The organism is Rossellomorea sp. NPDC077527, assembly GCF_044542955.1.
Taxonomy (GTDB): Bacteria; Bacillota; Bacilli; order Bacillales; family Bacillaceae_B; genus Rossellomorea; species Rossellomorea aquimaris_E.
This window is the reverse complement of record NZ_JBITVL010000015.1, coordinates 1-21,711: the sequence shown is the minus strand read 5'-3', so window position 1 is coordinate 21,711 and position 21,711 is coordinate 1. Positions and strand designations below refer to the sequence as shown.

22 protein-coding genes, 1 tRNA gene, 1 rRNA gene, 1 other RNA gene and 1 other annotated feature are annotated in these 21,711 nt (G+C 43.3%); of the genes, 7 read left to right on the top strand and 18 right to left on the bottom strand.

Going from position 1 to position 21,711, the window contains the following annotated elements; translation table 11 throughout:
• Positions 1–357: 357 nt before the first annotated feature.
• Genes ACIGG7_RS23370 through ACIGG7_RS23360 form a run of 3 tightly spaced genes read right to left on the bottom strand, consistent with a single transcriptional unit; the run spans position 358 to position 2,767 of the window.
• A complete protein-coding gene (locus ACIGG7_RS23370; RefSeq protein WP_224945634.1) occupies positions 358–534 on the bottom strand; it encodes a FeoB-associated Cys-rich membrane protein in 177 nt (58 codons plus the stop codon).
• 14 nt (positions 535–548) lie between these two features.
• Entirely contained in the window at positions 549–2,540 is a 1,992-nt protein-coding gene (gene feoB, locus ACIGG7_RS23365; protein WP_397551159.1) for a ferrous iron transport protein B, read from the bottom strand.
• Positions 2,540–2,767, bottom strand: coding sequence for a FeoA family protein (locus ACIGG7_RS23360; RefSeq protein WP_224945636.1), 228 nt, complete (start codon positions 2,765–2,767; stop codon positions 2,540–2,542). Before ACIGG7_RS23360 ends, feoB begins: the two co-directional genes overlap by 1 nt.
• 179 nt (positions 2,768–2,946) lie before the next feature.
• Here ACIGG7_RS23360 and ACIGG7_RS23355 point away from each other — a divergent pair, with 179 nt between their 5' ends.
• On the top strand, positions 2,947–3,426 hold the full coding sequence (locus ACIGG7_RS23355; protein ID WP_397551158.1) for a PaaI family thioesterase: 480 nt from the start codon (positions 2,947–2,949) through the stop codon (positions 3,424–3,426).
• Positions 3,427–3,506: 80 nt separating this feature from the next.
• Here ACIGG7_RS23355 and ACIGG7_RS23350 read toward each other — a convergent pair whose 3' ends face one another.
• The 7 genes from ACIGG7_RS23350 to tadA form a co-directional block, all read right to left on the bottom strand.
• Positions 3,507–3,770 (bottom strand): pro-sigmaK processing inhibitor BofA family protein, encoded by a 264-nt coding sequence (locus tag ACIGG7_RS23350; RefSeq protein ID WP_224945638.1) that lies wholly within the window; start codon positions 3,768–3,770, stop codon positions 3,507–3,509.
• 62 nt (positions 3,771–3,832) lie between these two features.
• Positions 3,833–4,051, bottom strand: a complete 219-nt coding sequence (locus ACIGG7_RS23345) for a YaaL family protein (RefSeq protein ID WP_034766121.1) — start codon at positions 4,049–4,051, stop codon at positions 3,833–3,835.
• 17 nt (positions 4,052–4,068) lie between these two features.
• Complete coding sequence (gene recR / locus ACIGG7_RS23340; RefSeq protein ID WP_224945639.1) at positions 4,069–4,665, bottom strand: recombination mediator RecR; 597 nt, start codon at positions 4,663–4,665, stop codon at positions 4,069–4,071.
• An 11-nt stretch (positions 4,666–4,676) separates the two neighbouring features.
• Complete coding sequence (locus ACIGG7_RS23335) at positions 4,677–5,000, bottom strand: YbaB/EbfC family nucleoid-associated protein (RefSeq protein WP_173104273.1); 324 nt, start codon at positions 4,998–5,000, stop codon at positions 4,677–4,679.
• 30 nt (positions 5,001–5,030) lie between these two features.
• Positions 5,031–6,719: a DNA polymerase III subunit gamma/tau gene (gene dnaX / locus ACIGG7_RS23330; protein ID WP_397551157.1), complete on the bottom strand. Its 1,689-nt coding sequence runs from the start codon at positions 6,717–6,719 to the stop codon at positions 5,031–5,033.
• A 165-nt stretch (positions 6,720–6,884) separates the two neighbouring features.
• An RNA gene (ffs, locus tag ACIGG7_RS23325) (signal recognition particle sRNA large type) lies at positions 6,885–7,149 on the bottom strand.
• A gap of 98 nt (positions 7,150–7,247) precedes the next feature.
• The gene (tadA, locus tag ACIGG7_RS23320; protein WP_224945662.1) at positions 7,248–7,736 is read right to left on the bottom strand and encodes a tRNA adenosine(34) deaminase TadA; all 489 of its coding nucleotides are present in this window, start codon (positions 7,734–7,736) and stop codon (positions 7,248–7,250) included.
• Positions 7,737–7,824: 88 nt separating this feature from the next.
• Here tadA and ACIGG7_RS23315 point away from each other — a divergent pair, with 88 nt between their 5' ends.
• From ACIGG7_RS23315 to ACIGG7_RS23295, 5 genes are all read left to right on the top strand, one after another.
• Positions 7,825–8,364 (top strand): cysteine hydrolase family protein, encoded by a 540-nt coding sequence (locus ACIGG7_RS23315; RefSeq protein ID WP_224945642.1) that lies wholly within the window; start codon positions 7,825–7,827, stop codon positions 8,362–8,364.
• Between the two features lie 76 nt (positions 8,365–8,440).
• A complete protein-coding gene (locus ACIGG7_RS23310) occupies positions 8,441–9,727 on the top strand; it encodes a glycoside hydrolase family 18 protein (RefSeq protein WP_397551156.1) in 1,287 nt (428 codons plus the stop codon).
• Positions 9,728–9,953: 226 nt separating this feature from the next.
• The gene (locus tag ACIGG7_RS23305; protein WP_224945646.1) at positions 9,954–10,610 is read left to right on the top strand and encodes a deoxynucleoside kinase; all 657 of its coding nucleotides are present in this window, start codon (positions 9,954–9,956) and stop codon (positions 10,608–10,610) included.
• Positions 10,594–11,262, top strand: a complete 669-nt coding sequence (locus ACIGG7_RS23300; protein ID WP_224945648.1) for a deoxynucleoside kinase — start codon at positions 10,594–10,596, stop codon at positions 11,260–11,262. The genes ACIGG7_RS23305 and ACIGG7_RS23300 overlap by 17 nt, the downstream gene beginning before the upstream one ends.
• 881 nt (positions 11,263–12,143) lie before the next feature.
• Positions 12,144–12,503 (top strand): hydrolase, encoded by a 360-nt coding sequence (locus tag ACIGG7_RS23295; RefSeq protein WP_224945649.1) that lies wholly within the window; start codon positions 12,144–12,146, stop codon positions 12,501–12,503.
• A gap of 106 nt (positions 12,504–12,609) precedes the next feature.
• Here the strand turns inward: ACIGG7_RS23295 and ACIGG7_RS23290 are convergent.
• The 6 genes from ACIGG7_RS23290 to guaB all read right to left on the bottom strand — a co-directional run bounded on the left by ACIGG7_RS23290 (position 12,610) and on the right by guaB (position 19,547).
• Positions 12,610–12,702 (bottom strand) — tRNA-Ser (locus tag ACIGG7_RS23290).
• A gap of 118 nt (positions 12,703–12,820) precedes the next feature.
• A complete protein-coding gene (gene serS / locus ACIGG7_RS23285; protein WP_397551155.1) occupies positions 12,821–14,095 on the bottom strand; it encodes a serine--tRNA ligase in 1,275 nt (424 codons plus the stop codon).
• A gap of 48 nt (positions 14,096–14,143) precedes the next feature.
• Positions 14,144–14,352: a binding site (T-box leader), on the bottom strand.
• A gap of 53 nt (positions 14,353–14,405) precedes the next feature.
• Entirely contained in the window at positions 14,406–14,996 is a 591-nt protein-coding gene (gene pdxT, locus ACIGG7_RS23280; RefSeq protein ID WP_397551154.1) for a pyridoxal 5'-phosphate synthase glutaminase subunit PdxT, read from the bottom strand.
• 11 nt (positions 14,997–15,007) lie between these two features.
• Positions 15,008–15,889, bottom strand: a complete 882-nt coding sequence (gene pdxS / locus ACIGG7_RS23275; protein WP_224945655.1) for a pyridoxal 5'-phosphate synthase lyase subunit PdxS — start codon at positions 15,887–15,889, stop codon at positions 15,008–15,010.
• Positions 15,890–16,532: 643 nt separating this feature from the next.
• Positions 16,533–17,852, bottom strand: coding sequence for a serine hydrolase (locus tag ACIGG7_RS23270; RefSeq protein WP_224945664.1), 1,320 nt, complete (start codon positions 17,850–17,852; stop codon positions 16,533–16,535).
• A gap of 231 nt (positions 17,853–18,083) precedes the next feature.
• Positions 18,084–19,547 (bottom strand): IMP dehydrogenase, encoded by a 1,464-nt coding sequence (guaB, locus tag ACIGG7_RS23265; RefSeq protein ID WP_397551153.1) that lies wholly within the window; start codon positions 19,545–19,547, stop codon positions 18,084–18,086.
• 112 nt (positions 19,548–19,659) lie between these two features.
• Here guaB and ACIGG7_RS23260 point away from each other — a divergent pair, with 112 nt between their 5' ends.
• A complete protein-coding gene (locus ACIGG7_RS23260) occupies positions 19,660–20,595 on the top strand; it encodes a YaaC family protein (RefSeq protein WP_397551152.1) in 936 nt (311 codons plus the stop codon).
• A gap of 30 nt (positions 20,596–20,625) precedes the next feature.
• Here the strand turns inward: ACIGG7_RS23260 and ACIGG7_RS23255 are convergent, their stop codons facing one another.
• Complete coding sequence (locus ACIGG7_RS23255) at positions 20,626–21,108, bottom strand: glutathione peroxidase (RefSeq protein WP_224945660.1); 483 nt, start codon at positions 21,106–21,108, stop codon at positions 20,626–20,628.
• Positions 21,109–21,621: 513 nt separating this feature from the next.
• Positions 21,622–21,711, bottom strand: a 5S ribosomal RNA gene (gene rrf / locus ACIGG7_RS23250); the annotation flags it as partial.

The window sequence follows — 21,711 nt, the reverse complement described above, 5'->3', positions numbered from 1 at the left end:
CAAACTCTCCGATAAAAGTTTGAATAGCTCTTTAAAATAAATCTAGAATTAACGTTGACGTATTGTCTTGTTTTGTTCAGTTTTCAAGGTTCAATATTACTTTGGGCTCTCTTGAGCACCTCTTAAATATAACATTTTTCGTCATAAAGCGTCAAGCTTTTTTTGAAATTTGTTTTCCGCCTTGTTTTGGCGACAAGGAATATAATAGCACCTCTTTACCTATTGAGTCAATACTATTGTTTAACTTTTTGAGAATTAATTTCCGGTAGGTTATATGTTGGAAATGAAAGAAAGGACCAGCCCCTATTAAGGAAGCTGATCCTTTTCTACTTCTCTATCAATTTCAATGAAGCAAAATTAATTTTTCAATACATTCTGGCGTTGATCGGGACTTACAGTCGCGCATCCAGATTTGCATGTTTTATTGAGAGCGCATGTACCGCATTTCCCTTGACGGCTTTTTTTAAAGAAAGCAAAGACCATCCAAGAGGCATATCCAAAAATCAGAAGTCCCAGAACGATACTGACAATCATGACAGACCCTCCAATCAGAAAATGAACTGACCTGCTTTATATACGATGAAAGCAACGATATAGGCGACTACAAAAGAATACACAATCGATAATAGAGTCAGTTTCATACTCCCAGTTTCTTTTTTCATGATGGCAACAGTCGCTAAACAAGGTGTATATAATAATATAAACACTAAAATCGTATAAGCTGCCAGCGGTGTATAGAATTGAGGAAGTAAATTAGCCAAAGTATCACCTGTTGGCACATGATAAAGAATATTCATGGTTGAAACAACGACTTCTTTCGCTAAGAAACCTGTAAATAAGGCCGATACCGCTTGCCAGGAAGCAAATCCGAGCGGCGCAAAGACCGGTGCAAACACTCCACTGACGATGGCCATGAAGCTCTCATCTATTGGTACACCCGCTCCACCAGGTCCTAAATAAGAGAAAAGCCAAATGAATACTGTCCCACCGAAGATAAAGGTACCCGCTTTACGCACAAATCCTTTCCCTTTATCCCATGTACTCCTGAGCAATTGCACAGGCTGCGGTAAATTATAAGGAGGAAGTTCCATAACGAAATACGATTTCTCGTTTTGTAAAAAGAACGAAAAGATCTTGGCTACCAATATGGCGACTACAATTCCCAATACATATAGAGATAGTACAATGATAGCCTGGTGTTCACTAAAGAATGCCGCCACAAACAAGGCATAGACGGATAACCGGGCAGAACAGGACATAAATGGTGAGATAAGAATGGTCAATAACCTCTCTTTAGGCTGTTCGATCGTACGTGCTGCCATAATGGAAGGTACATTACACCCAAAGCCAATGATCAACGGAATAAACGCCTTTCCATTTAAGCCTATGAACTCCATCAGCCTGTCCATTACCACCGCTACCCGTGCCATATATCCTGAATCCTCCAATAAGGAGATAAAGAAGAACAGAATAAATATTTGCGGGACAAACACAAGAACCCCGCCGACTCCTGCAATGATTCCCTCGAGGATCACTGCCTGGATAAATGGAAGTGCATCCATTTGATTCAGTAGATATTGAACCCCTGTTGTTAAAGGTCCGGTAAAGAATGCATCAAGGGCATCTGAAATAGGTGACCCAAGCCAACCGAATGTGAGTTGAAATACCACAAATAAGATTAGCAGAAAAAAAGGAATGCCAAAGACCGGGTGGGTTGCAATATGATCGAGCCATGCGGTTAGAGGAAGGGTATCCTGTTTCTTTTCATCCACTGTCACTTGGACTGCAATATCGTGGATGAATGATTTCCGTGTGGTGTAGATTGTTTCTTCAAGAGAATGACCCTTCTCTTTCAATAGAAGCATTTCAGCCTCTTCTTTCATAGCCTGAAGTCCAGGGTATGATTCATCCAAAGTCTGTTGAATTAACTCATTGCCGATTAAATACTGAACGGCTATCCAGCGTTTTTTCGGGTCTTCTTCGTTCCCCATAACAGATAAGATCCTGGATATGGCGTCTTCCACTACCGGTCCGTAATCAAGTGCGAAAGGTGAAGCCTGCTCTAACGGGCTGTCTTTCAAAAGCTGAATGATTTCTTCGCAGCCTCTTCCTTTTCGAGCGATGGTTGAATAACTTTTCACCCCTAATAACTTACCGAGGAGTGGGACATTCACCTTAATTCCCCGTTTTTCAGCGATGTCCATCATATTAAGAACGATCACGGTCGGAAGATTTGTTTCCAACAGTTCAACCGTTAAATACAAACTGCGTTCAAGCTGATTGGCATTGACGATATTCAGAATTTGTCCTGCCTCTTCTTGGAGGAGAGCCATCGATGCCACACGTTCATCATGGGACAAAGGATTGAGTGAATATACGCCAGGTAAGTCAATCAATGACGAAACAGAATTCTTGATCCGACCGACCTTTTTATCTACAGTCACTCCACTCCAGTTGCCTACATATTCGTATGAACCGGTGATTTGATTGAACAATGACGTTTTACCGGTATTGGGGTTACCCAATAGTGCTGTTTCCATTACATCCGTTCCCCTTTAATACAATCTGTATCTTTTCTGCGAATTCCCACCCGTTGACCTGAGCATTCCAAAAGACAAGGACCTCCAAAGAGACAGTAACGGATGACCTTTACCTCACTGCCTTTATCCACTCCCATGTCCTTTAGACGTCGCTTGACAAATGGGTGAAGCTCGGTTAAGTCAGATATGTGAAAGGTTTCGTTCCTTTGAATTTGACTTAAGTTCATGGTGTTCCACCTCGTATATAAAAATCGATATTGATATTCATTATCAGTAATTACCTTAATAGTAATTGAATTCAGCCAATTCGTAAAGGAGATATAGCCTCTTTCAGTAATGAAGGGAATTCGATCCTTCATATAGAAGACTACTAGAGAGTAAGGTTTAATTGAAAGGAGATCAATATATGAATGAAATTGTCCGGGCCATCCAGGACCAGTATCCCGATGACTTTGCATGGTGCTATGGGTGTGGCCGATTAAATCAAGATGGGCACCATTTCCGCACAGGGGTGGAAGGAGATCATACGGTCACAATCTACACGCCAAAACCTGAACATACGGCTTTGCCGGGATTTGTGTATGGCGGGTTGATTGCCTCATTAATCGATTGTCATGGTACCGGTTCAGCCGCGATTGCTCTTCACCAAAAAAATGGCGGGGAAGTCGGAGATGGACAAGACCCCCCTCGATTCGTGACGGCATCCTTGCAAGTCGACTTCATGAAACCGACTCCTCACGATGTACCATTAAAAGCGGTAGGCACAGTTCAAGAAATTCACCCGAAGAAGTTTAAAGTGGAAACAGAAGTCTTTGCAGAAGGAACTTTATGCGCCCGTGGTGTAGTAACAGCTGTTGTTATGCCAAAAACGTTTTTGAGTAAATAAAGAAGAAGGGCAATCAAGATCCAGGTAAGAAACGTTACCTGACAATCTCGACAGCCCTTCTTCAATCAGTCTACTGACCGTTATAAAATCCACATCTGAATCACCGTAAGTCCCACTACCCCAGGAATACCTAATATTCCTGAGATCGATGAGGTCGCAACATTAATTGGAACATGTATTCCGTACTGACTGCCAAAGGCGTTCAGGAAAAATAAAAACAATGCTCCGATCATGACCTTCATAGCAACTTGTCCCACAAACCTCAGTGGCCTGATAGGGGTCCCCGTCGCTAAGAGCAGTACGATCAGACCGCTGATCACCGCGATGACGATAACTGGGTTCATACCCTTCTCTCCTCTCAACATAGAACATAAAAAGTCTCTTATTGAAAGGATATGAAGGTTGTCTACCTTTTTATGACGATCTTTCTATGTTTTGCTTCTCTGAAGAGAAAAAAATATTTTGCTTCTGCTATTTTAGAATGACAATGGATATTCAAATTATAATCCACACTCATCTCTTCGATGGAACGCTGCTGATTCCAATGATCCTTGGTTTCGTCTAAAACGTGTAGTAAGGATTGGTCATACTCTTTTTTCAGCTTTCCTTTTTTTCGGAAAAACATAGGTATCCTCTCCTTCGTTATACGTCTCTTCTTCCTTCCAGGGCTTTCGATAACGTTACTTCATCTGCATACTCGAGATCTCCACCGACAGGAAGGCCATGGGCAATCCTTGTGATCCGGATGCCGGATGGTTTGACAAGCCGCGAAATATACATAGCTGTCGCTTCCCCTTCAATGTTCGGGTTGGTAGCGAGAATCACTTCCTGGACTTCATCCTTTTGAAGGCGCTTGATGAGGTCCGGCACATTGATGTCTTCAGGACCGATTCCATCCATAGGGGAAATGGCTCCATGAAGAACATGATATTGACCGTTATATTCCTTCATCTTCTCCATCGCAATGACATCCTTAGGGTCCTGCACCACGCAGATGATGCTTCGATCACGTCTTTGATCCTCACATATATAGCAGGGATCTTGATCCGTTATGTGCCCGCAGACGGAACAGTAGCTCAGGTTCCGTTTCGCATTGACCAATGCTTTCGCAAAGTCCAATACCGTATCCTCTTTCATACTAAGAACAAAAAATGCCAGGCGGGCCGCCGTTTTCGGCCCGATTCCCGGCAATTTCATAAAGCTGTCGATCAGCTTTGATATAGGCTCAGGATAGTGCATGATATTGCCTCCTAGAACATTCCCGGTAGGTTCATTCCTTTAGTGAATTGACCCATAGTTGAGTTCGTTAATTCGTCCGCTTTCTTCAGAGCGTCGTTTGTGGCTGCAAGAACAAGATCTTGTAACATTTCTACGTCATCCGGATCAACTGCTTCTTCGTTGATTTTCACATCAAGTACTTGTTTGTGACCTGAAACAACGACCGTTACCATTCCACCGCCAGCTGTTCCTTCGATTTGCTTTTCACCCAGTTCCTCCTGAGCTTCCGCCATCTTCTTTTGCATTTTTTGCATTTGCTTCATCATATTTTGCATATTACCATTTCCACGCATCATAACTATTACCTCCAGTTAATTTTTTCTGCATTAATCATTTAGTTCTATTAAATCCATACCGACAAGCTTTTCAGCTTCCTTCAATAGAGAATCCTCTTCTTGATCCCCACCGGCGGATTCTGTGTCCTCCGTTTTGGAATTCCGGATGAAATCTTCTCTAATGGACATCCACTGATCTTCAGGTATTCCAATAGCCGCGTAGCTATTTCCTGTAAGCTCTTCCAATATGGAAGCAATCGCTGCTGTGAAAGCTTGATTTTCCATTGCCATCTGACAATGAATATCATACTTGAATTTTAACACAAATGAGCCATTTGTAGCTGCGACAGGTTCAGCATCATTTAATAGTGCCGACTGAGAACGCATTTGGCGTTGATTTAACGTTTCCACCATGTCTCCCCATCGGCTCTTGATGAGATTAAGGTCTTCTTTCGTGGCCGTTCGGAGTACTTCCTGAATCTTACCGGTAGGAGCCCTGAACCCTTTCTTCGCCCGGATCGGTTTCTTCGCGGTCTGTTGGGTGGGCTCTGCCTGTACCTTAACTCCGTTTGCCTTCAACTGCTCAATCTCTCTTTCAAGAAGCTGGATCTTCTTCATCATCTCGTTCACTTCAGGAGAAGAAGCCGCTGCCGGTGCTTCCATCTGACAAAGCTTGACGATGGACACTTCCAGGTAAATCCTGGCATGGTTTGTAAACTTCATTTCCTGTCCGGCCTGGTTCAAGACGTCGATGTACTGATAAATTTGAGCAGGCTGGGTTTGTCCGGCCAATTCTTTGAATTCATCGTCGAGCATGACTCTTTCAAGGGATTCCTCAAGGTTTGGTGCCGTTTGGTATAACAGCATATCCCTGAAATAAAGAATGAAGTCTTCCGCGAATCTTGCCGGATCCTTCCCTTGAAACAGGAGCTCTTCCAGGGCACCTAAGCCGGTCGTGACATCCCTTTCAAGGATCGCTTTCGCCAGCGTGTTCAAATAACCTTGGGAAACGGCACCCGTTACGGTCAGGGCATCCTCCACCGTCACCCTGTCCTGACTGAAGGAGATGGCTTGATCGAGCAGGCTGAGAGCATCACGCATTCCACCTTCAGCTGCCCTCGCAATGATCGTCAGGGCATTCTCTTCAAAATTCACACCAGACTCTGTGGCGATATGACTCATTCTTCCCACTATATCCATCGCAGTGATCCGCTTGAAGTCAAACCTTTGACAACGGGATATGATCGTCAGGGGAATCTTATGGGGCTCCGTCGTCGCCAGTATGAATATGACGTGTTTAGGCGGTTCCTCCAACGTTTTCAGGAGCGCATTGAATGCTCCGATGGACAGCATATGGACTTCATCTATGATGTAGACTTTATATTCCACTACGTTTGGAGAATATTTGACTTTGTCCCGGATGTCCCGGATTTCCTCCACCCCGTTGTTGGAAGCCGCATCGATTTCAATGACATCGGGGATCGAACCGTCCGTGATCCCTTTACACGCATCGCACTCATTACAAGGTTCCGCTACAGGTGAACGCTCACAGTTAACGGCTTTGGCCAGGATCTTTGCCGCACTCGTCTTCCCTGTCCCCCTTGGTCCCGAGAATAAATAGGCATGGGAAATCTTCTGATGAAGGAGGGCATTTTGCAACGTTTTCGTTACATGCTGCTGTCCCACTACATCAATAAATGACTGAGGACGCCACACACGATATAAAGCTTGATATGCCAAAATACTCCCCCCTCTTTTTTATGTACTGTAATGTCTCTATTATAACGTAATCTAAATCCCTTTTACAAAGAAAACCGGAGATCATTTCAGTATCAACATCACACCGTAATAAAAACAAAAAACTCATCCGAAAATGGATGAGTTGGTTGTATATAATTTAAACTGCCGTGCACCTTTCGTCGACAAGCATCCATAGGCGTTACTCAAGCAGTTAGCTCGGCCCAGGCAACCCTGCGGCACATGGGAGATTCCACTTAATGCTGCTTCCTTCCGGACCTGACATGGTTCATGGATTCCCATTGCGCAGGACCCAGGCGTCAACACCACTTACTTGAGGCAGGCCCTACAGAGTGCGAGCCTCAGAAAGGAATTCGGTCTCGCTAGAGCGGATTGCGAGTACAGGGCACCGCTACCTCCCCACCTAGCACGGCAAAATTGATACCATATTTAGTTGCGTCATTAGTGCGACGCAAGATTAAGTATACTAGGATATACGGTAAAAAGCAATGGCAGAATGCTGTAAGTTATTTACAGACGCGTATTCCTGTTCTTCTTTTCTTCCTTCTTCCGTTCCCTTAAATGTTTAAAAAAACGGGAAAGGATTCCGCCGCACTCGTCGGCAAGAACATCGGGGACTACTTCACATTGGTGATTGAAGCGTTCATCTTCAAGCAAGTTCATTAACGTCCCGGCACAACCCGCTTTCGGATCTCTTGCCCCGTACACGACTTTCTCGATTCTGGACAGGATGATGGCACCGCTGCACATCGGACACGGCTCCAGTGTAACATAAAGCTCTGCACCTTCCAGTCGCCAGGTGCCAAGCTTCTTACACGCCTCCTGAATGGCCAGTGTTTCAGCATGAGTGATAGCATTTTGGCTCGTCTCCCTCAAATTATGTGCGCGGGCAATGATCTCGCCGTCCATGACAATCACCGCCCCAATCGGAACTTCCTGGATTGCCGCCGCTTTCTCTGCTTCTATTAATGCTTCTTTCATAAACTGCTCTTCTCTCATACCCATTCTGTACTCCCATAAATTTATTTCTCTTATCTTTATAAAATATCCCCTTTCACAGCAAACTATAAAAGAAAGGGGCTTACATATGATACCTAACGATACCGCTCTCCTGGTCATAGACATTATGAATCCATTTGATTTCAAACACGGGGAGACCCTGGCACAACACACCGCCAATATTATCGATCCCATTAACTCACTACGTAATCATTGCAGGGAGCATCAGCTTCCTACCATCTATATTAACGACCATTATGAGCTTTGGAAAGCAGATTACAAAGAGATTTATAAGAAATGTCACAACGAAGTGAGCGATGCAATCATGACCCCGCTCCAACCGGCAGAAGACGATTACTTTCTTATCAAACCGAAGCATTCCGCCTTTTATGGAACTGCCTTAAACACTCTCCTTCATCATCTGTCCGTGAAAAACCTGATCATTACAGGAATTGCAGGGAATATTTGCGTCCTCTTCACGGCCAACGATGCGTATATGAGAGAGTTTAATCTGATGGTGCCCGGTGACGCCATCGCCTCCGTCAGTGAAGAAGATAACCACTACGCCTTGACCATGATGAAAAACGTTTTAAAGGCGAATATTGAACCAACCGAAAGCACCTTATAATTTTTTTGCCTAAACATATTCATTCCCCCTATTTCATAGGCTGATTATAGTGAATGAAATAGAGGAGGGTTTGTTTATGCAAATACATGTTGTCCGGCCGAACCAATCTTTATTTGGCATCGCCCAAGCGTATGGGTCAACAGTGAAAGATATAGTGGATGCGAATGAACTTCCGAATCCCGATAACTTAGTGATCGGCCAGTCATTGGTCATCCCGATCATAGGAAGTTTTTACTTTGTTCAACCCGGTGATAGCCTCTGGAGTATCAGTCAGAAGACAGGAGTCCCTTATCAGGAACTGGCGCGGGTGAATGGAATATCTCCTAACCAGCCTTTGCAGGTGGGGTTTCGTTTATACATTCCACAGAAGCCAAAGGGGAAAGCGGAGTTTAATGGATATGTCGAGCCTTATGGTAAAGAAGTATCCCAAAACCTTGAAGATAGTGCCAAGGAAGCTGCCCCATACCTGACCTACCTTGCTCCATTCAGCTTTCAAGCCAAACGGGACGGTACTTTGAAAGAGCCTCCACTTGGAAATCTGATTCAAACCGGAAAAAACAATAATAATGTCATGATGATGGCCATCACCAATCAAGAAGATGGGACATTCAGTGATGAACTGGGGCGCATTCTGTTAACCGATCAGGCCATCCAGAATAAATTCCTGGATAACGTCGTCAAAACCGCCAAGAAATATGGATTCAGGGATATCCACTTCGACTTTGAGTATCTGCGTCCACAGGACAAGGAAGCATATAACCAATTTTTACGAAAAGCAAAAAAGCGTTTCAATCAGGAAGGATGGCTCCTCTCCACCGCCCTGGCCCCTAAGACCAGTGCGGACCAGAAAGGGAAATGGTATGAGGCGCATGATTATAAAGCACATGGTGAGATTGTCGATTTCGTCGTCATCATGACGTACGAATGGGGTTACAGCGGCGGTCCTGCCATGGCGGTCTCTCCGATTGGACCGGTTCGGGAAGTCCTTGAATACGCCGTGTCTGAAATGCCGCCATCCAAAATTCTCATGGGGCAGAATTTATATGGTTATGACTGGACCCTACCCTTTGTACAGGGAAGTACAGCGAAAGCCATCAGTCCTCAGCAAGCCATTAAGATTGCCGCTGATAATAATGTCAAAATCGACTATGATCAGAAAGCACAGGCACCTTTCTTCAAGTACCGTGATGCAAACACGGGAAAAGATCATGAAGTCTGGTTTGAGGATGGACGTAGTATCCAGGCTAAATTCGATCTTATGAAAGAATTGAAATTGAGGGGGATGAGCTACTGGAAACTCGGTCTCTCCTTCCCTCAAAACTGGTTGTTAATTTCCGACAATTTTAACGTCGTCAAAAGATAATTAATAGAAGCTGAAGGATGGGTAAATCTATAAACACCCATCCTTCAGCTTTTTATTTGCATTTACATAAAATCTCCTTACAGAAAGCCGATATAATGACAGGATGGTTTTCTCTACCACGGGAAATATGCTGAACAAACCATCCATATATTGTGTTACAATAATTCCTGTCGTAATTTTTTACATTATTATTGAGAAAACTGCCGTAATATGAGGAGGACAATTAATGGGGCGCATTCCTTTCATTACCGTTGAAGGCCCGATTGGAATAGGAAAAACCTCTCTTGCAAAAGCGATTTCCGATCATTTTCAATTTCATCTGTTAAAAGAAATCGTAGATGAGAATCCATTCTTAGATAAATTTTATGATGACATTGAAGAATGGAGCTTCCAAACAGAGATGTTTTTCTTATGCAATCGATATAAACAACTGGAAGATATCGAGAAACACTACCTATCTCAGAACAAATCTGTCGTAGCAGATTATCATATTCTTAAAAACATCATCTTCGCAAAACGCACGTTGAAGGATGAACAGCAATTCAAGAAATACCTCAATATCTATGACATCCTGACTACAGATATGCCGAGACCCAATGTGGTCATTTACTTGAACGCAGGCTTAGATACGCTCCTGAAGCGAATTGAAAAAAGAGGTCGGGATTTCGAAAAGAAAATCAGCCCGCTGTATCTGAAGCAGTTATCCCTTGATTATGAAGAGTATATGAATACATTTGAAGAAACACACCCGGATATCCCTGTTCTTCGCTATAATGGCGACCACGTAGACTTCGTTCAGAATAAAGAGGATCTGGATCATATTCTTACTCAATTAGAAACTACACTAAAAAAAGGAGTTCACTATCATGAATCTTCGCACTAAATACGGGATCCCGAACAATGCCGTGATCACCATCGCCGGAACGGTCGGTGTCGGGAAATCCACCATGACGAACGGATTGGCCAACGCCTTAGACTTTCGCACGTCATTTGAAAAAGTGGATACGAATCCATATCTCGATAAATTTTATCAAGACTTCAAAAGCTGGAGCTTCCACCTTCAAGTCTATTTCCTAGCAGAACGCTTCAAAGAGCAGAAGAAAATCTTCGAATATGGCGGCGGCTTCATTCAAGACCGCTCCATCTATGAAGATACAGGCATCTTCGCCCGCATGCATTATGAAAAGGGAAATATGAGTGAAATCGATTATGAAACATATACAAGCCTTTTCGATGCCATGGTCATGACACCGTATTTCCCACACCCTGACCTGTTGATCTATCTGGAAGGATCCATCGATAATGTCGTGGATCGCATCCGCGAACGCGGTCGCCCGATGGAACAGCAAACACCTGTTGCCTACTGGGAAGAAATGCACGAACGCTACGAAAACTGGATCAATTCCTTTAACGCATGTCCGGTCCTAAGACTCGACATCAGCGAATACGATCTCGTCAACGACCAAAACTCTATCGAGCCGATCGTTGAAAGAATCGGGTATTTCATTGAACAGACGAGAATGTTGAAGAGCTGAATATATAAAAGAGACTACTTAATCCTATATGGAAAAAGTAGTCTCTTTTATTATTTTTAAAGGTTTTTTTCGTAAACATTGTTGCTTTTGGATGTAGCGAGTGGCGGTTGATTTCCGCTACAGGTGCTCGCTTTCCGCGGGGCTGGCGGTGAGCCTCCTCGGCTTCGCCTGCGGGGTCTCACCTGTCCAGCTACGGCGGCTAGCCCCTCGAGGTCATAAGCTAAATGGTCCAAGAAGGCAAAAGAACGCCTTCTTAGCCCATTCATCTTATGCTTGTCGGAGCTGAACGAGCCGCCTCCGCTTTCCGTGCTGTCCAGCGTTTCCCGCAGGAGTCGAGCACCTTCCGCTCCAATCAACTGACGAAAAGTTTGACTATCACAAAGGAAATGTGGAGATTGCATATGCAACTGCTTTTTCATTCGTTGCCGCGACTGATTTTATTTCATAGTCCTTTACTCTTTTAAACTGATGGTCACATACCCTTTTGCTCTGTCAACTACTTACTACGTTAGAGGGTGAAGGGAACTGCGTAGACTCCTACGGAAAACGGGCGTGCCGAGACCCCAGAAGCGCTTTTTGCTGAGGAGGCTCGGCCGAACGTCCGTGGAAGGCGGAGCAGTTCCCTTCACCCTCCTGCACCACAACCTAAATGACAGAGCATCGTAAATCTAAGTTTGGATGCAAATAGCAACAATCTTTGGGAAAACAGCCCTTTTAAAAAATAGTAGCTGCTGATGAAACTTTAGTAAGAGTATGTTCCGAGGGTTGATTGGAGCGGAAATCAACTACTACTCGCTTCTTTAAAGTGATACATCCGTTTATTTCCATTCGAAAAGAGGTATATGTAAAAACAATCATTGAATTAAGGAGATGAAAAAATCATGGAAACGAAACAAATATATTTTGTAGATATCAGCAGCGGAGACATCTTACAGGACCCGAATCAAAGCGCAAGCCCCAGCTTTCGCATATCTGCCACTCCTACGGAAGTAAACGAGCTGAAAATGCTTTTTAACGAGAACTATGATGATGACATGTCGACCATGAGACGAGCACAGGTTCCATTTCGTCAATACCACAATTCACCTGAAGATGATCGGTATGATCAATCGATGAGGGATATCTATGCGAAGATCTATTTGCTCGGGGATGAAGAAGCACGGATGCATATAACAAATATGGGAGTGCTGAATCATACACAGGGTACCCATTTAAGAGAAGACATTCGAAACCTTAAGTAAATGGACCGGGGCCATCAGTCACGCCCACATAATAAAAAAATTCGTTACATAAAATGTAACGAATTCTATCTCCAATGTTTATGCGCTATGGTTATAAAAAAATCAATGGAGGAGGAAGGGGGATTCGAACCCCCGCGGGCTGTTACACCCCTGTCGGTTTTCAAGACCGATCCCTTCAGCCGGACTTGGGTATTCCTCCGTATCGACAAGAATAATAATATCATGGTGACCAAATGGAGTCAAGGATATTTCTAAAAAAATTTAAAGAAGTCTCACACAAATACCCGTGAGACTTCCTTTGACTGTCTGAAAAACCTTTACTTAATGACTTCTATTCCACCCATATACGGACGCAGGGCTTCTGGAACGATGACGCTGCCATCTTCCTGCTGGTAGTTTTCCAAGATTGCTGCTACTGTACGGCCAATCGCTAAACCAGATCCATTTAATGTATGCACATGTTCAGGTTTCGCATTTGGCTCTCTTCTGAAACGGATGTTGGCACGTCTCGCCTGGAAGCTTTCAAAGTTACTGCAAGAAGAGATCTCACGGTACGTTCCGTAACTCGGGATCCAAACTTCAATGTCGTATTTCTTGGCTGCAGTGAAACCTAAGTCCGCTGTACACATAGACAATACGCGGTATGGCAGACCAAGTAATTGAAGTACTTTTTCAGCATGCCCTGTTAACTCCTCTAAAGCATCATAAGAATCTTCAGGCTTCACAAAGCGGACAAGCTCAACCTTGTTGAATTGATGCTGACGGATCAATCCTCTTGTATCACGTCCTGCAGATCCTGCCTCAGAGCGGAAGTTTGCGCTGTATGCGACATAGCTTACCGGCAGTTCATCAGCCTTCAGGATTTCATCACGATGATAATTCGTCACAGGTACTTCGGCAGTCGGGACTAAGAAATAGTCTTCGCTTTCAATTCTGAACGCATCTTCTTCAAACTTAGGAAGCTGACCAGTTCCCGTCATGCTCGCTCTGTTTACAAGGAATGGAGGAATCATTTCTGTATAGCCATGCTCATCCATGTGAAGGTCCATCATGAAGTTGATTAGAGCTCTTTCAAGTCTTGCTCCAAGTCCTTTATAGAAAACGAAACGGCTACCCGTTACTTTCCCTGCACGTTCGAAATCAAGGATTCCAAGTCCTGTGGCAACATCCCAGTGGGGCTGTGCTTCGAAATCAAATTCCCTGACTTCTCCCCATTTACGTGCTTCAATATTGTCATCTTCTGTTTCACCAACAGGTACAGACTCATGAGGAATGTTAGGAATAGATAGAAGAATGCGTTCTAATTCTTCTTCGATACCTCTTAATTCATCGTCTAATTTTTTTACCATTGCCCCTACTTCTCGCATTTCCACGATCATGTCCTGAGCATCTTTTTTCTCTTTCTTAAGCTCCGCGATTTGTTGGGACACTTCATTACGCTTGCTCTTTAACTCTTCACTTTCCACAAGCAGTTCTCTTCTTCTTTTATCAAGCTCTTCAAACTTGCCGAAGTCCTCCAAATTCTCACCGCGGTGCTGCAGGCGCGCTTTTACATCTTCCAGATTGTTACGTAAATATCGAATGTCTAACATGTTCTTTCTCTCCTTTTTATAAAAAAATAAAAAACCCCCATCCCTGGTAAAAGGGACGGAGGTTTCCGCGTTGCCACCCTAATTGAAGACGCAGAGCATCTTCCTCTTAAGAGATGGTAACGGAATCACCGAAAATACCTACTTCATTCAGTACTTCACTCAAGGATGGATTCGTAAAGCTCTTGCATCGATTCTCACCGGCCATCGACTCTCTTAGGCAAGCCTTCTTTACTACTAATTCCTATCAACGATTTAAATTTTTATTGGTTATTTCATAATCTACTACAATGTTTTCCATTATGCAATAGAATTATGCGATTGTTTTTTCCATGCTTTCCTTCACCATCTCGACGAAGAATGCAGTCAAACGATGATCATCTGTCAATTCAGGATGGAAGGAACAACCGAGGAACTGTCCGTGCCTGGCAAGGACGATGCGTCCATCATGTTTCGCCAGGATTTCAACATCTTCTCCCGCTTCCACGATGTGTGGTGCACGAATGAAGACGGCATTGAATCCTTCCCCTACATGGGCAATGGAAAGATCCGCTTCAAAGCTCTCTTTCTGACGGCCGAAGGAATTACGTTCCACCGTCACATCCATTACTCCTAAATGAGGCTCATCGTACCCGACGATATGCTTCGCCAAGAGAATCAAGCCTGCACACGTTCCAAAGATCGGCTTACCATCCGCAGCAAATTGTCTTAACGGCTCCATAAATCCATAGCGATCAATCAGCCTTCTCATCGTCGTACTTTCCCCACCGGGCATGATCAGTCCTTGAATCTCCTCCAGCTGCTCCACACGCTTGATGACGATGGGGGTGGCACCTGAGGCTTTAATGGAACGCACATGCTCTCTGACGGCACCTTGAAGTCCTAATACACCGATGTTCAACATAGAATCACACCTTACCATCCACGGTCTTGCATGCGGTTTTCAGGTAAAATAGAAGCAATTTCTACACCCTTCATAGCTACACCAAGCTCTTTTGAAAGCTCTGCAATCAACTTGTAATCCTGGTAGTGAGTAGTCGCTTCTACAATCGCTCTTGCAAATTTCTCAGGGTTCTCTGATTTAAAGATACCCGAACCTACGAATACTCCGTCAGCTCCCAGTTCCATCATAAGAGCAGCATCAGCTGGTGTGGCAATTCCGCCTGCAGCAAAGTTTACAACAGGTAAACGACCGTTTTCTTTAATTTCTAATAATAATTCGTATGGAGCTCCAAGCAGCTTTGCTTCCGTCATGATTTCATCTTCGTTCATGCTTACAAGCTTGCGAACCTGAGCATTTACCTTACGCATATGACGAACCGCTTCCACGATGTTACCAGTTCCCGGCTCACCCTTCGTACGAAGCATCGATGCACCTTCACCGATACGGCGTGCAGCTTCGCCTAAATCACGGCATCCACATACGAATGGAACAGTGAAATCTCTTTTATTTAAATGGTACTCTTCATCAGCAGGAGTTAATACTTCACTTTCATCAAGGTAATCGACACCCATTGATTCAAGTACTTTCGCCTCTACGATATGACCAATACGAGCCTTTGCCATTACAGGAATCGTCACGGCACCCATCACTTCTTCAATAATGCGAGGATCTGCCATTCTTGCTACTCCACCTGCAGCACGGATGTCTGCTGGAACTCGTTCTAAAGCCATTACCGCAACTGCACCCGCAGCTTCAGCAATCTTCGCCTGCTCTGCATTGACAACGTCCATGATGACGCCGCCTTTTTGCATCTCAGCCATACCTCTTTTTACACGATCTGTACCAGTCTTCATATCTGTATCCCCCTTATATTTATCCCATGCCTGTCCCGAAACTTTCCATAAAAGGAAGAAAACGCGACTAAAACACTCGGAATGATTATGTAACCCTACTGCTAAATAAACAATAAAAACAAGCTTATGTCAAGACGAAAAGCGGAAGCGGCTTGGTCAGGCCCGACAAGCATAAGATGAATATGCCGGAAAGGCGTTCTTTGCCTTTTTGGCATATTTAGCTTATGACCTCGAGCCCCAAGCCCCCGTAGCTGGACATCACGAAAAGCGGAAGCGGCTTGGTCAGGCCCGACAAGCATAAGACGAACATGCCGGAAAGGCGCACTTTGCCTTTTTGGCATGTTTGGCTTATGACCTCGAGCCTCTAAGCCCCGCAGCTAGACAAGACGAAAAGCGGAAGCGGCTCGTTCTGGGGCGACAAGCATAAGTCGAGACACCTGGAAAGGCGTACTTTGCCTTTTTGGGTGACTTGGCTTATGACCTCGAGCCTCAAGCCGCTGGAGCTGGACAACTCGAAAAGCAGTAGCGGCTTGGTCAGGCCAGACAAGCATTCCATCAGTCCCTTTGTAGAGTCCCCTACATAGGTACAATTATGAAAAAACACCAAGACCCTGTGCAACTTAAGTCTTGGTGTTTCATTGAATTAGAACCAGCCTTTAACCGTAGAAGTAATGGAATCCCAGATATCTCCGAAGAATCCACCAACGGCTCTCATGGAAAGGACGAACCAGTTTGCTTTTTCCACACCATCCACTGTTACAACAGATGCTTTTGAAGCATTCGTCCCTTTATCCGTAAGGTATCCTAAATCTTTCTTGCCTTTCGCTTCTAACATGACGTACCCAACTTTTTCCCCTTCTTTTACAGGAGCCGTCAGTTCACCATCTTCGTTTAATTTCTTCTTGTCCAATACAAATTTAGGTTTATATTGATCTGCTTCACCGTTCTTGATCACCATACTCAAAGGAGCATCGGTTTTGATTTTGACTTCTTTTTCTTTTCCTTTATCAACCGGAATTGTCTTTTGACCTTTGACTTGATAGTCAGCAGGAAGGACTTCTTCCATTGTGAAGTTAGAAAAAGCATAATCTAACATTTTTCTTGTTTCATTAAAACGTGCGTCATAGGAATTTTCACCAGAGCTAACATCTACGTTCATAACCACTGTAATATAACGCATTCCGTCTCTTTCAGCTGTTCCTGTAAAACATCCACCAGCAAAATCAGTTGTACCTGTTTTCAAACCATCCATGCCTTCATACTCACGGATTAATCCAGGAAGCATCCAGTTCCAGTTTTTCATAGCGAAAGCATCTTCTGTACCTTCAGCAAATGTTTTTTTCGAAATACTGGCTGTATCCAATATTTCCGGGAAATCTTTCATTAGGCGATAAGCAAGAGTTGCTGTGTCTTTTGCAGACATTACATTCTCTTCATCTGCCCCACCTACTACTTGATCGACATAAGGAGCTAAATCTTTATTATTCAAACCTGTTACATTCACAAATTTATAGTTTTCCAAGCCCAGTTCTTTGGCTTTATCATTCATCATTTTAACAAACTTTTCTTGAGATCCGGCAACAGTCTCTGCAACTGCCATTGCTGCTGCATTTGCAGACTCAATCGCCATTGCTTCATACAGATCTTTAATCTTATATGTTCCTTCTTCCCTTAGCGGAACATTGCTCAGATTATCGTTATGAGACATATTTGAGATCTTTGTAGGAACCGTATATTTTTGATCCCATTTCACTTTGCCTTCTTTGACTGCTTCAAGTAACACGTATTCTGTCATCATCTTCGTCATACTTGCAATCCCTTGAGCAGTATCTGAATTCTTTTCATACAAGATCTTACCTGTACTTGCCTCTACTAAAATCGCAGCTTTTGCGTTTACGTCCAAGTCACCTTGAGCATTTGCAGGCTTCTGCACCATACTCATTGCCATCATAAAAACCATCATACAAACAAAAGATTTTTGAATCCAACTTCTTTTCACTGTTAGCCCTCCAAGATTTTATGTACACCTTCGTTATTTTATCATAGTTCCAAAGGTAAGAATAGACAGAGAATATGACTAGTTTTGGCATGGGTCAAGGGACTTGCGACCTCTGATAAATGGCGTTTTCTTCCCTCTCAACCAACATAAAAAAAGCTGATCAGGAGAATCTGATCAGCTTTTGGAATTATTTTCTTATAGTGAATAGTTTGGTGCTTCTTTCGTAATTTGGACATCATGTGGATGGCTTTCTCGAAGTCCTGCACCCGTCATCTTGATGAACTGTGCCTTTTCTCTTAAGTCGAATAAGTCTTTTGTTCCACAGTATCCCATACCTGATCGCAAGCCTCCAACCAGCTGATACAATGTATCGGCTAAAGGTCCTTTATAAGGAATACGTCCTTCGATGCCTTCTGGAACGAATTTTTTCGCTTCTTCTTGGAAGTAGCGGTCCTTCGATCCTTTTTCCATAGAGCTGACGGATCCCATCCCTCTATATACTTTAAAACGGCGCCCTTGGAAGATTTCCGTTTCACCAGGGCTCTCAGACGTTCCTGCCAATAAGCTTCCCAGCATGACGGCATGTCCGCCGGCTGCCAATGCTTTCACGATATCACCTGAATACTTGATGCCTCCATCGGCGATGATACTCTTACCATGCTTTCTTGCTTCAGTGGCACAATCATATACAGCGGTAATTTGTGGTACACCCACACCAGCAACAACACGAGTCGTACAGATCGAACCTGGTCCGATACCAACCTTGACCACATCCGCACCTGCTTTAATCAATTCTCTTGTCGCTTCAGCTGTCGCTACGTTACCCGCCACGATATTTAATGTTGGATAAGCTTCGCGAATTTCACGAACAATAGAAAGGACACCAGCAGAATGTCCGTGAGCCGTGTCGATGACAATCACATCCACATGGGCTTTTACTAATTGTTCTACACGGGTTAGTGTATCCTTTGAAATACCAACAGCTGCACCTACTAATAAACGCCCTTGAGCATCTTTAGCTGAGTTCGGGAACTCAATTACTTTCTCAATATCCTTGATCGTAATCAACCCTTTAAGAGTTCCTTCTTGATCGATCAAAGGCAGTTTTTCAATTTTATATTGCTGAAGGATTTTTTCCGCTTCGTCTAGGGTAGTGCCAACAGGAGCTGTTACAAGATTCTCCTTCGTCATGACGTCCGAAATCTGGATCGAATAATCCTGGATGAATCGAAGGTCACGATTGGTTAAAATCCCGACAAGCTTCTGTTCTTGCTCGTTGTTCACAATCGGAACACCGGAAATTCTATATTTGCCCATCAAGTGTTCTGCAGAAAAGACTTGATGATCCGGAGTTAAAAAGAAAGGATCAGAGATAACTCCACTTTCAGAACGTTTTACTTTATCGACCTGCTCAGCTTGCTGTTCAATACTCATATTCTTGTGGATGATACCCAGTCCACCTGTTCGAGCCATTGCAATTGCCATTTCAGCCTCGGTTACAGTATCCATCCCTGCACTGATGACAGGAACATTTAACTTGATTGAATCCGTTAACTCAACAGAGATATTGACATCCTTTGGTAACACCTCTGATTTGGCTGGTAATAATAAGACATCGTCAAACGTTAAACCTTCTTTAGCAAATTTAGAATCCCACATGTTTTCGGCCTCCCTAGTCCCAAAATATTATTAGTAGGTTATCAATTGGTTAAAATACTGTCAAGATGAATAGGATTAATTTAATTTTTCAGAATAATTAGAAGGTGATTTCGTGAAAGAAATACTCCAACATTGGGACTTCATCCACTATTTTCAGTCGGCAGAATACTCCCAGAAGTTTCTAAAAAAATGCTATGAAAAAATCGGGTCTTCTCAAGCGGAGATGAAAAGCTATGACAATTGTTACCCGTTCATGTACTACTTGGAACAAGGAGAGCTTTATTATAAACAGGCCATGATGTCTCCCTTATCCCTTAAACCCATTTTACTCTTTTATGGCTATATTCACTTTATTAAAGCCATCGTGCTAACAGAAGATCCGGCATATCCCGAAACGACCACCGTACTTGCTCATGGAATAACCTCAAGAAAAAGAAAAAAGCAGCAGTATCGATTTTTACAGGACGAAGTAAAGGTGCAGAAAAATGGTCTCTTTACACACTTTTCAGACCTCGTGTTCCACGTGAAACACATCGTTGGTGAAAAGTACAAAATGGAAGACCTACTTGTACAGATACCAGAACTTGAAGAAGCTTTTCTTGTGCTGTTTCAAAAGAAAACTATGTTCTGGTTCACTCAACGGCATGAGTTGACCATCGATGACTCTTTGCTTTCACATTTTCATATGTCTGAGGACTTGTTCAAACAATACTTAAGCGAAAAAATGACGGGGAATCTGAGTTGGAGTTCTTCCAACTCATTACTGGCTCCTTCGGATGAGGAAGTCCTCCCATTCAGATGGCACCTGAATAAACGCAGGTTGGCCCTACCAGGAATTCGCAACGAAGCCACAACCATTCCTGAAGTACTCATACACTACGCCATACTATACAATCTGAGCATGATTGCGAGGTACGAAACAGAATGGTGGGTGGAGCTTTTAAAAAATCGTACAAATGAAGATTATCCAATCATCACTACCTTTATCAACTTAACTACGGAAAAATCACCATTTCTATTACTTAAAATCCTTAAAGAGAAGATATAGGTAAAAGAGGCAGGTTAACTGCCTCTTTCTCTATTCTGCCAGGAGCTTTTTAATGTCTTCCTCAATCTTACGCGGGTTGGTTTGAGGAGAATATCGATCAAACACCTCTCCATTCTTTCCAACTAAAAACTTAGTGAAGTTCCATTTAATACTTGAAAGAAGGACACCCTTTTTCTCTTGTGTTAAAAAGGTAAACAGTGGGTGAGCTTCCTTCCCCTTTACATCAACTTTGGCAAACATCGGGAACGATACTCCGTAATTCACCTGACAAAACTCCATGATATCATCTTGATTATCAAACTCCTGATTCATAAACTGATCGCATGGAAATCCAAGAACAACAAGCCCTTCTTCCTTGTACTCTTCATAAAGGCCCTGCAGCTCTTCAAATTGGGGTGTAAATCCACACTTGCTGGCTGTGTTCACAATCAGCATAACTTTCCCTTCATACTCTTCCAGTGACGTTACAGATCCATTCGCTCTTTTTACCGTGAAATCATAAATGGTCGTCATGTTCTTCTCTCCTTGTTCTATTCACTTACTTAAATAATACGTTAGAAGGGTGGTGATTAGCAATTTTGAGGGTTGATTTGGAGTGGTGGAGATGGTGGAGTGAGTTGGTATGTTGAAGGGGTTAGTTGTCAGAAGTCAGATATCCGATCTTCATTTGTTATCATGTAGAATTGGAGATTAAGAGGAATGAATATTGATAGTTTTAAGGATGGATTGACTTAAATACTCATGATAATTGAAAAAAATGAGTATTGAAAGGGATCTATTTTGTTGAAAATAGCCTTTAGGCTTGGAATAGAGGTTTTTAACAGTAGTATTAGCGAATTTATTGGTTGGAGATGTATCATGAAGAGGTACTGGAACAAAGGAATTGCGTCGTTTTCGGTGATATTTGCGTCACTTTTTTGTTATATGCGTCTTTTACCAATTTTCACCTAATATGAAACATCAGCTCGCCCTTCCCATTAATCAAAAAAAGAGCAACTCACAATGAGCTACTCTTTCCACATATCTGCCTGGCGACGTCCTACTCTCACAGGGGGAGATCCCCCAACTACCATCGGCGCTGAAGAGCTTAACTTCCGTGTTCGGCATGGGAACGGG

Excerpts from the sequence above, each read along its gene's own strand:
- ACIGG7_RS23350 (WP_224945638.1), bottom strand. The coding sequence starts at position 3,770 with ATGAACCCAGTTATCGTCATCGCGGTGATCAGCGGTCTGATCGTACTG.
- ACIGG7_RS23270 (WP_224945664.1), bottom strand. The coding sequence starts at position 17,852 with ATGATGGTTTTTATGATGGCAATGAGTATGGTGCAGAAGCCTGCAAAT.
- pdxS (WP_224945655.1), bottom strand. The coding sequence starts at position 15,889 with ATGAAGACTGGTACAGATCGTGTAAAAAGAGGTATGGCTGAGATGCAA.
- serS (WP_397551155.1), bottom strand. The coding sequence starts at position 14,095 with ATGTTAGACATTCGATATTTACGTAACAATCTGGAAGATGTAAAAGCG.
- ACIGG7_RS23370 (WP_224945634.1), bottom strand. The coding sequence starts at position 534 with ATGATTGTCAGTATCGTTCTGGGACTTCTGATTTTTGGATATGCCTCT.
- feoB (WP_397551159.1), bottom strand. The coding sequence starts at position 2,540 with ATGGAAACAGCACTATTGGGTAACCCCAATACCGGTAAAACGTCATTG.
- ACIGG7_RS23355 (WP_397551158.1), top strand. The coding sequence starts at position 2,947 with ATGAATGAAATTGTCCGGGCCATCCAGGACCAGTATCCCGATGACTTT.
- tadA (WP_224945662.1), bottom strand. The coding sequence starts at position 7,736 with ATGAGAGAAGAGCAGTTTATGAAAGAAGCATTAATAGAAGCAGAGAAA.
- ACIGG7_RS23255 (WP_224945660.1), bottom strand. The coding sequence starts at position 21,108 with ATGACGACCATTTATGATTTCACGGTAAAAAGAGCGAATGGATCTGTA.
- ACIGG7_RS23315 (WP_224945642.1), top strand. The coding sequence starts at position 7,825 with ATGATACCTAACGATACCGCTCTCCTGGTCATAGACATTATGAATCCA.
- pdxT (WP_397551154.1), bottom strand. The coding sequence starts at position 14,996 with ATGTTGAACATCGGTGTATTAGGACTTCAAGGTGCCGTCAGAGAGCAT.
- guaB (WP_397551153.1), bottom strand. The coding sequence starts at position 19,547 with ATGTGGGATTCTAAATTTGCTAAAGAAGGTTTAACGTTTGACGATGTC.
- ACIGG7_RS23295 (WP_224945649.1), top strand. The coding sequence starts at position 12,144 with ATGGAAACGAAACAAATATATTTTGTAGATATCAGCAGCGGAGACATC.
- recR (WP_224945639.1), bottom strand. The coding sequence starts at position 4,665 with ATGCACTATCCTGAGCCTATATCAAAGCTGATCGACAGCTTTATGAAA.
- ACIGG7_RS23300 (WP_224945648.1), top strand. The coding sequence starts at position 10,594 with ATGAATCTTCGCACTAAATACGGGATCCCGAACAATGCCGTGATCACC.
- ACIGG7_RS23345 (WP_034766121.1), bottom strand. The coding sequence starts at position 4,051 with ATGTTTTTCCGAAAAAAAGGAAAGCTGAAAAAAGAGTATGACCAATCC.
- ACIGG7_RS23305 (WP_224945646.1), top strand. The coding sequence starts at position 9,954 with ATGGGGCGCATTCCTTTCATTACCGTTGAAGGCCCGATTGGAATAGGA.
- ACIGG7_RS23310 (WP_397551156.1), top strand. The coding sequence starts at position 8,441 with ATGCAAATACATGTTGTCCGGCCGAACCAATCTTTATTTGGCATCGCC.
- ACIGG7_RS23360 (WP_224945636.1), bottom strand. The coding sequence starts at position 2,767 with ATGAACTTAAGTCAAATTCAAAGGAACGAAACCTTTCACATATCTGAC.
- ACIGG7_RS23335 (WP_173104273.1), bottom strand. The coding sequence starts at position 5,000 with ATGATGCGTGGAAATGGTAATATGCAAAATATGATGAAGCAAATGCAA.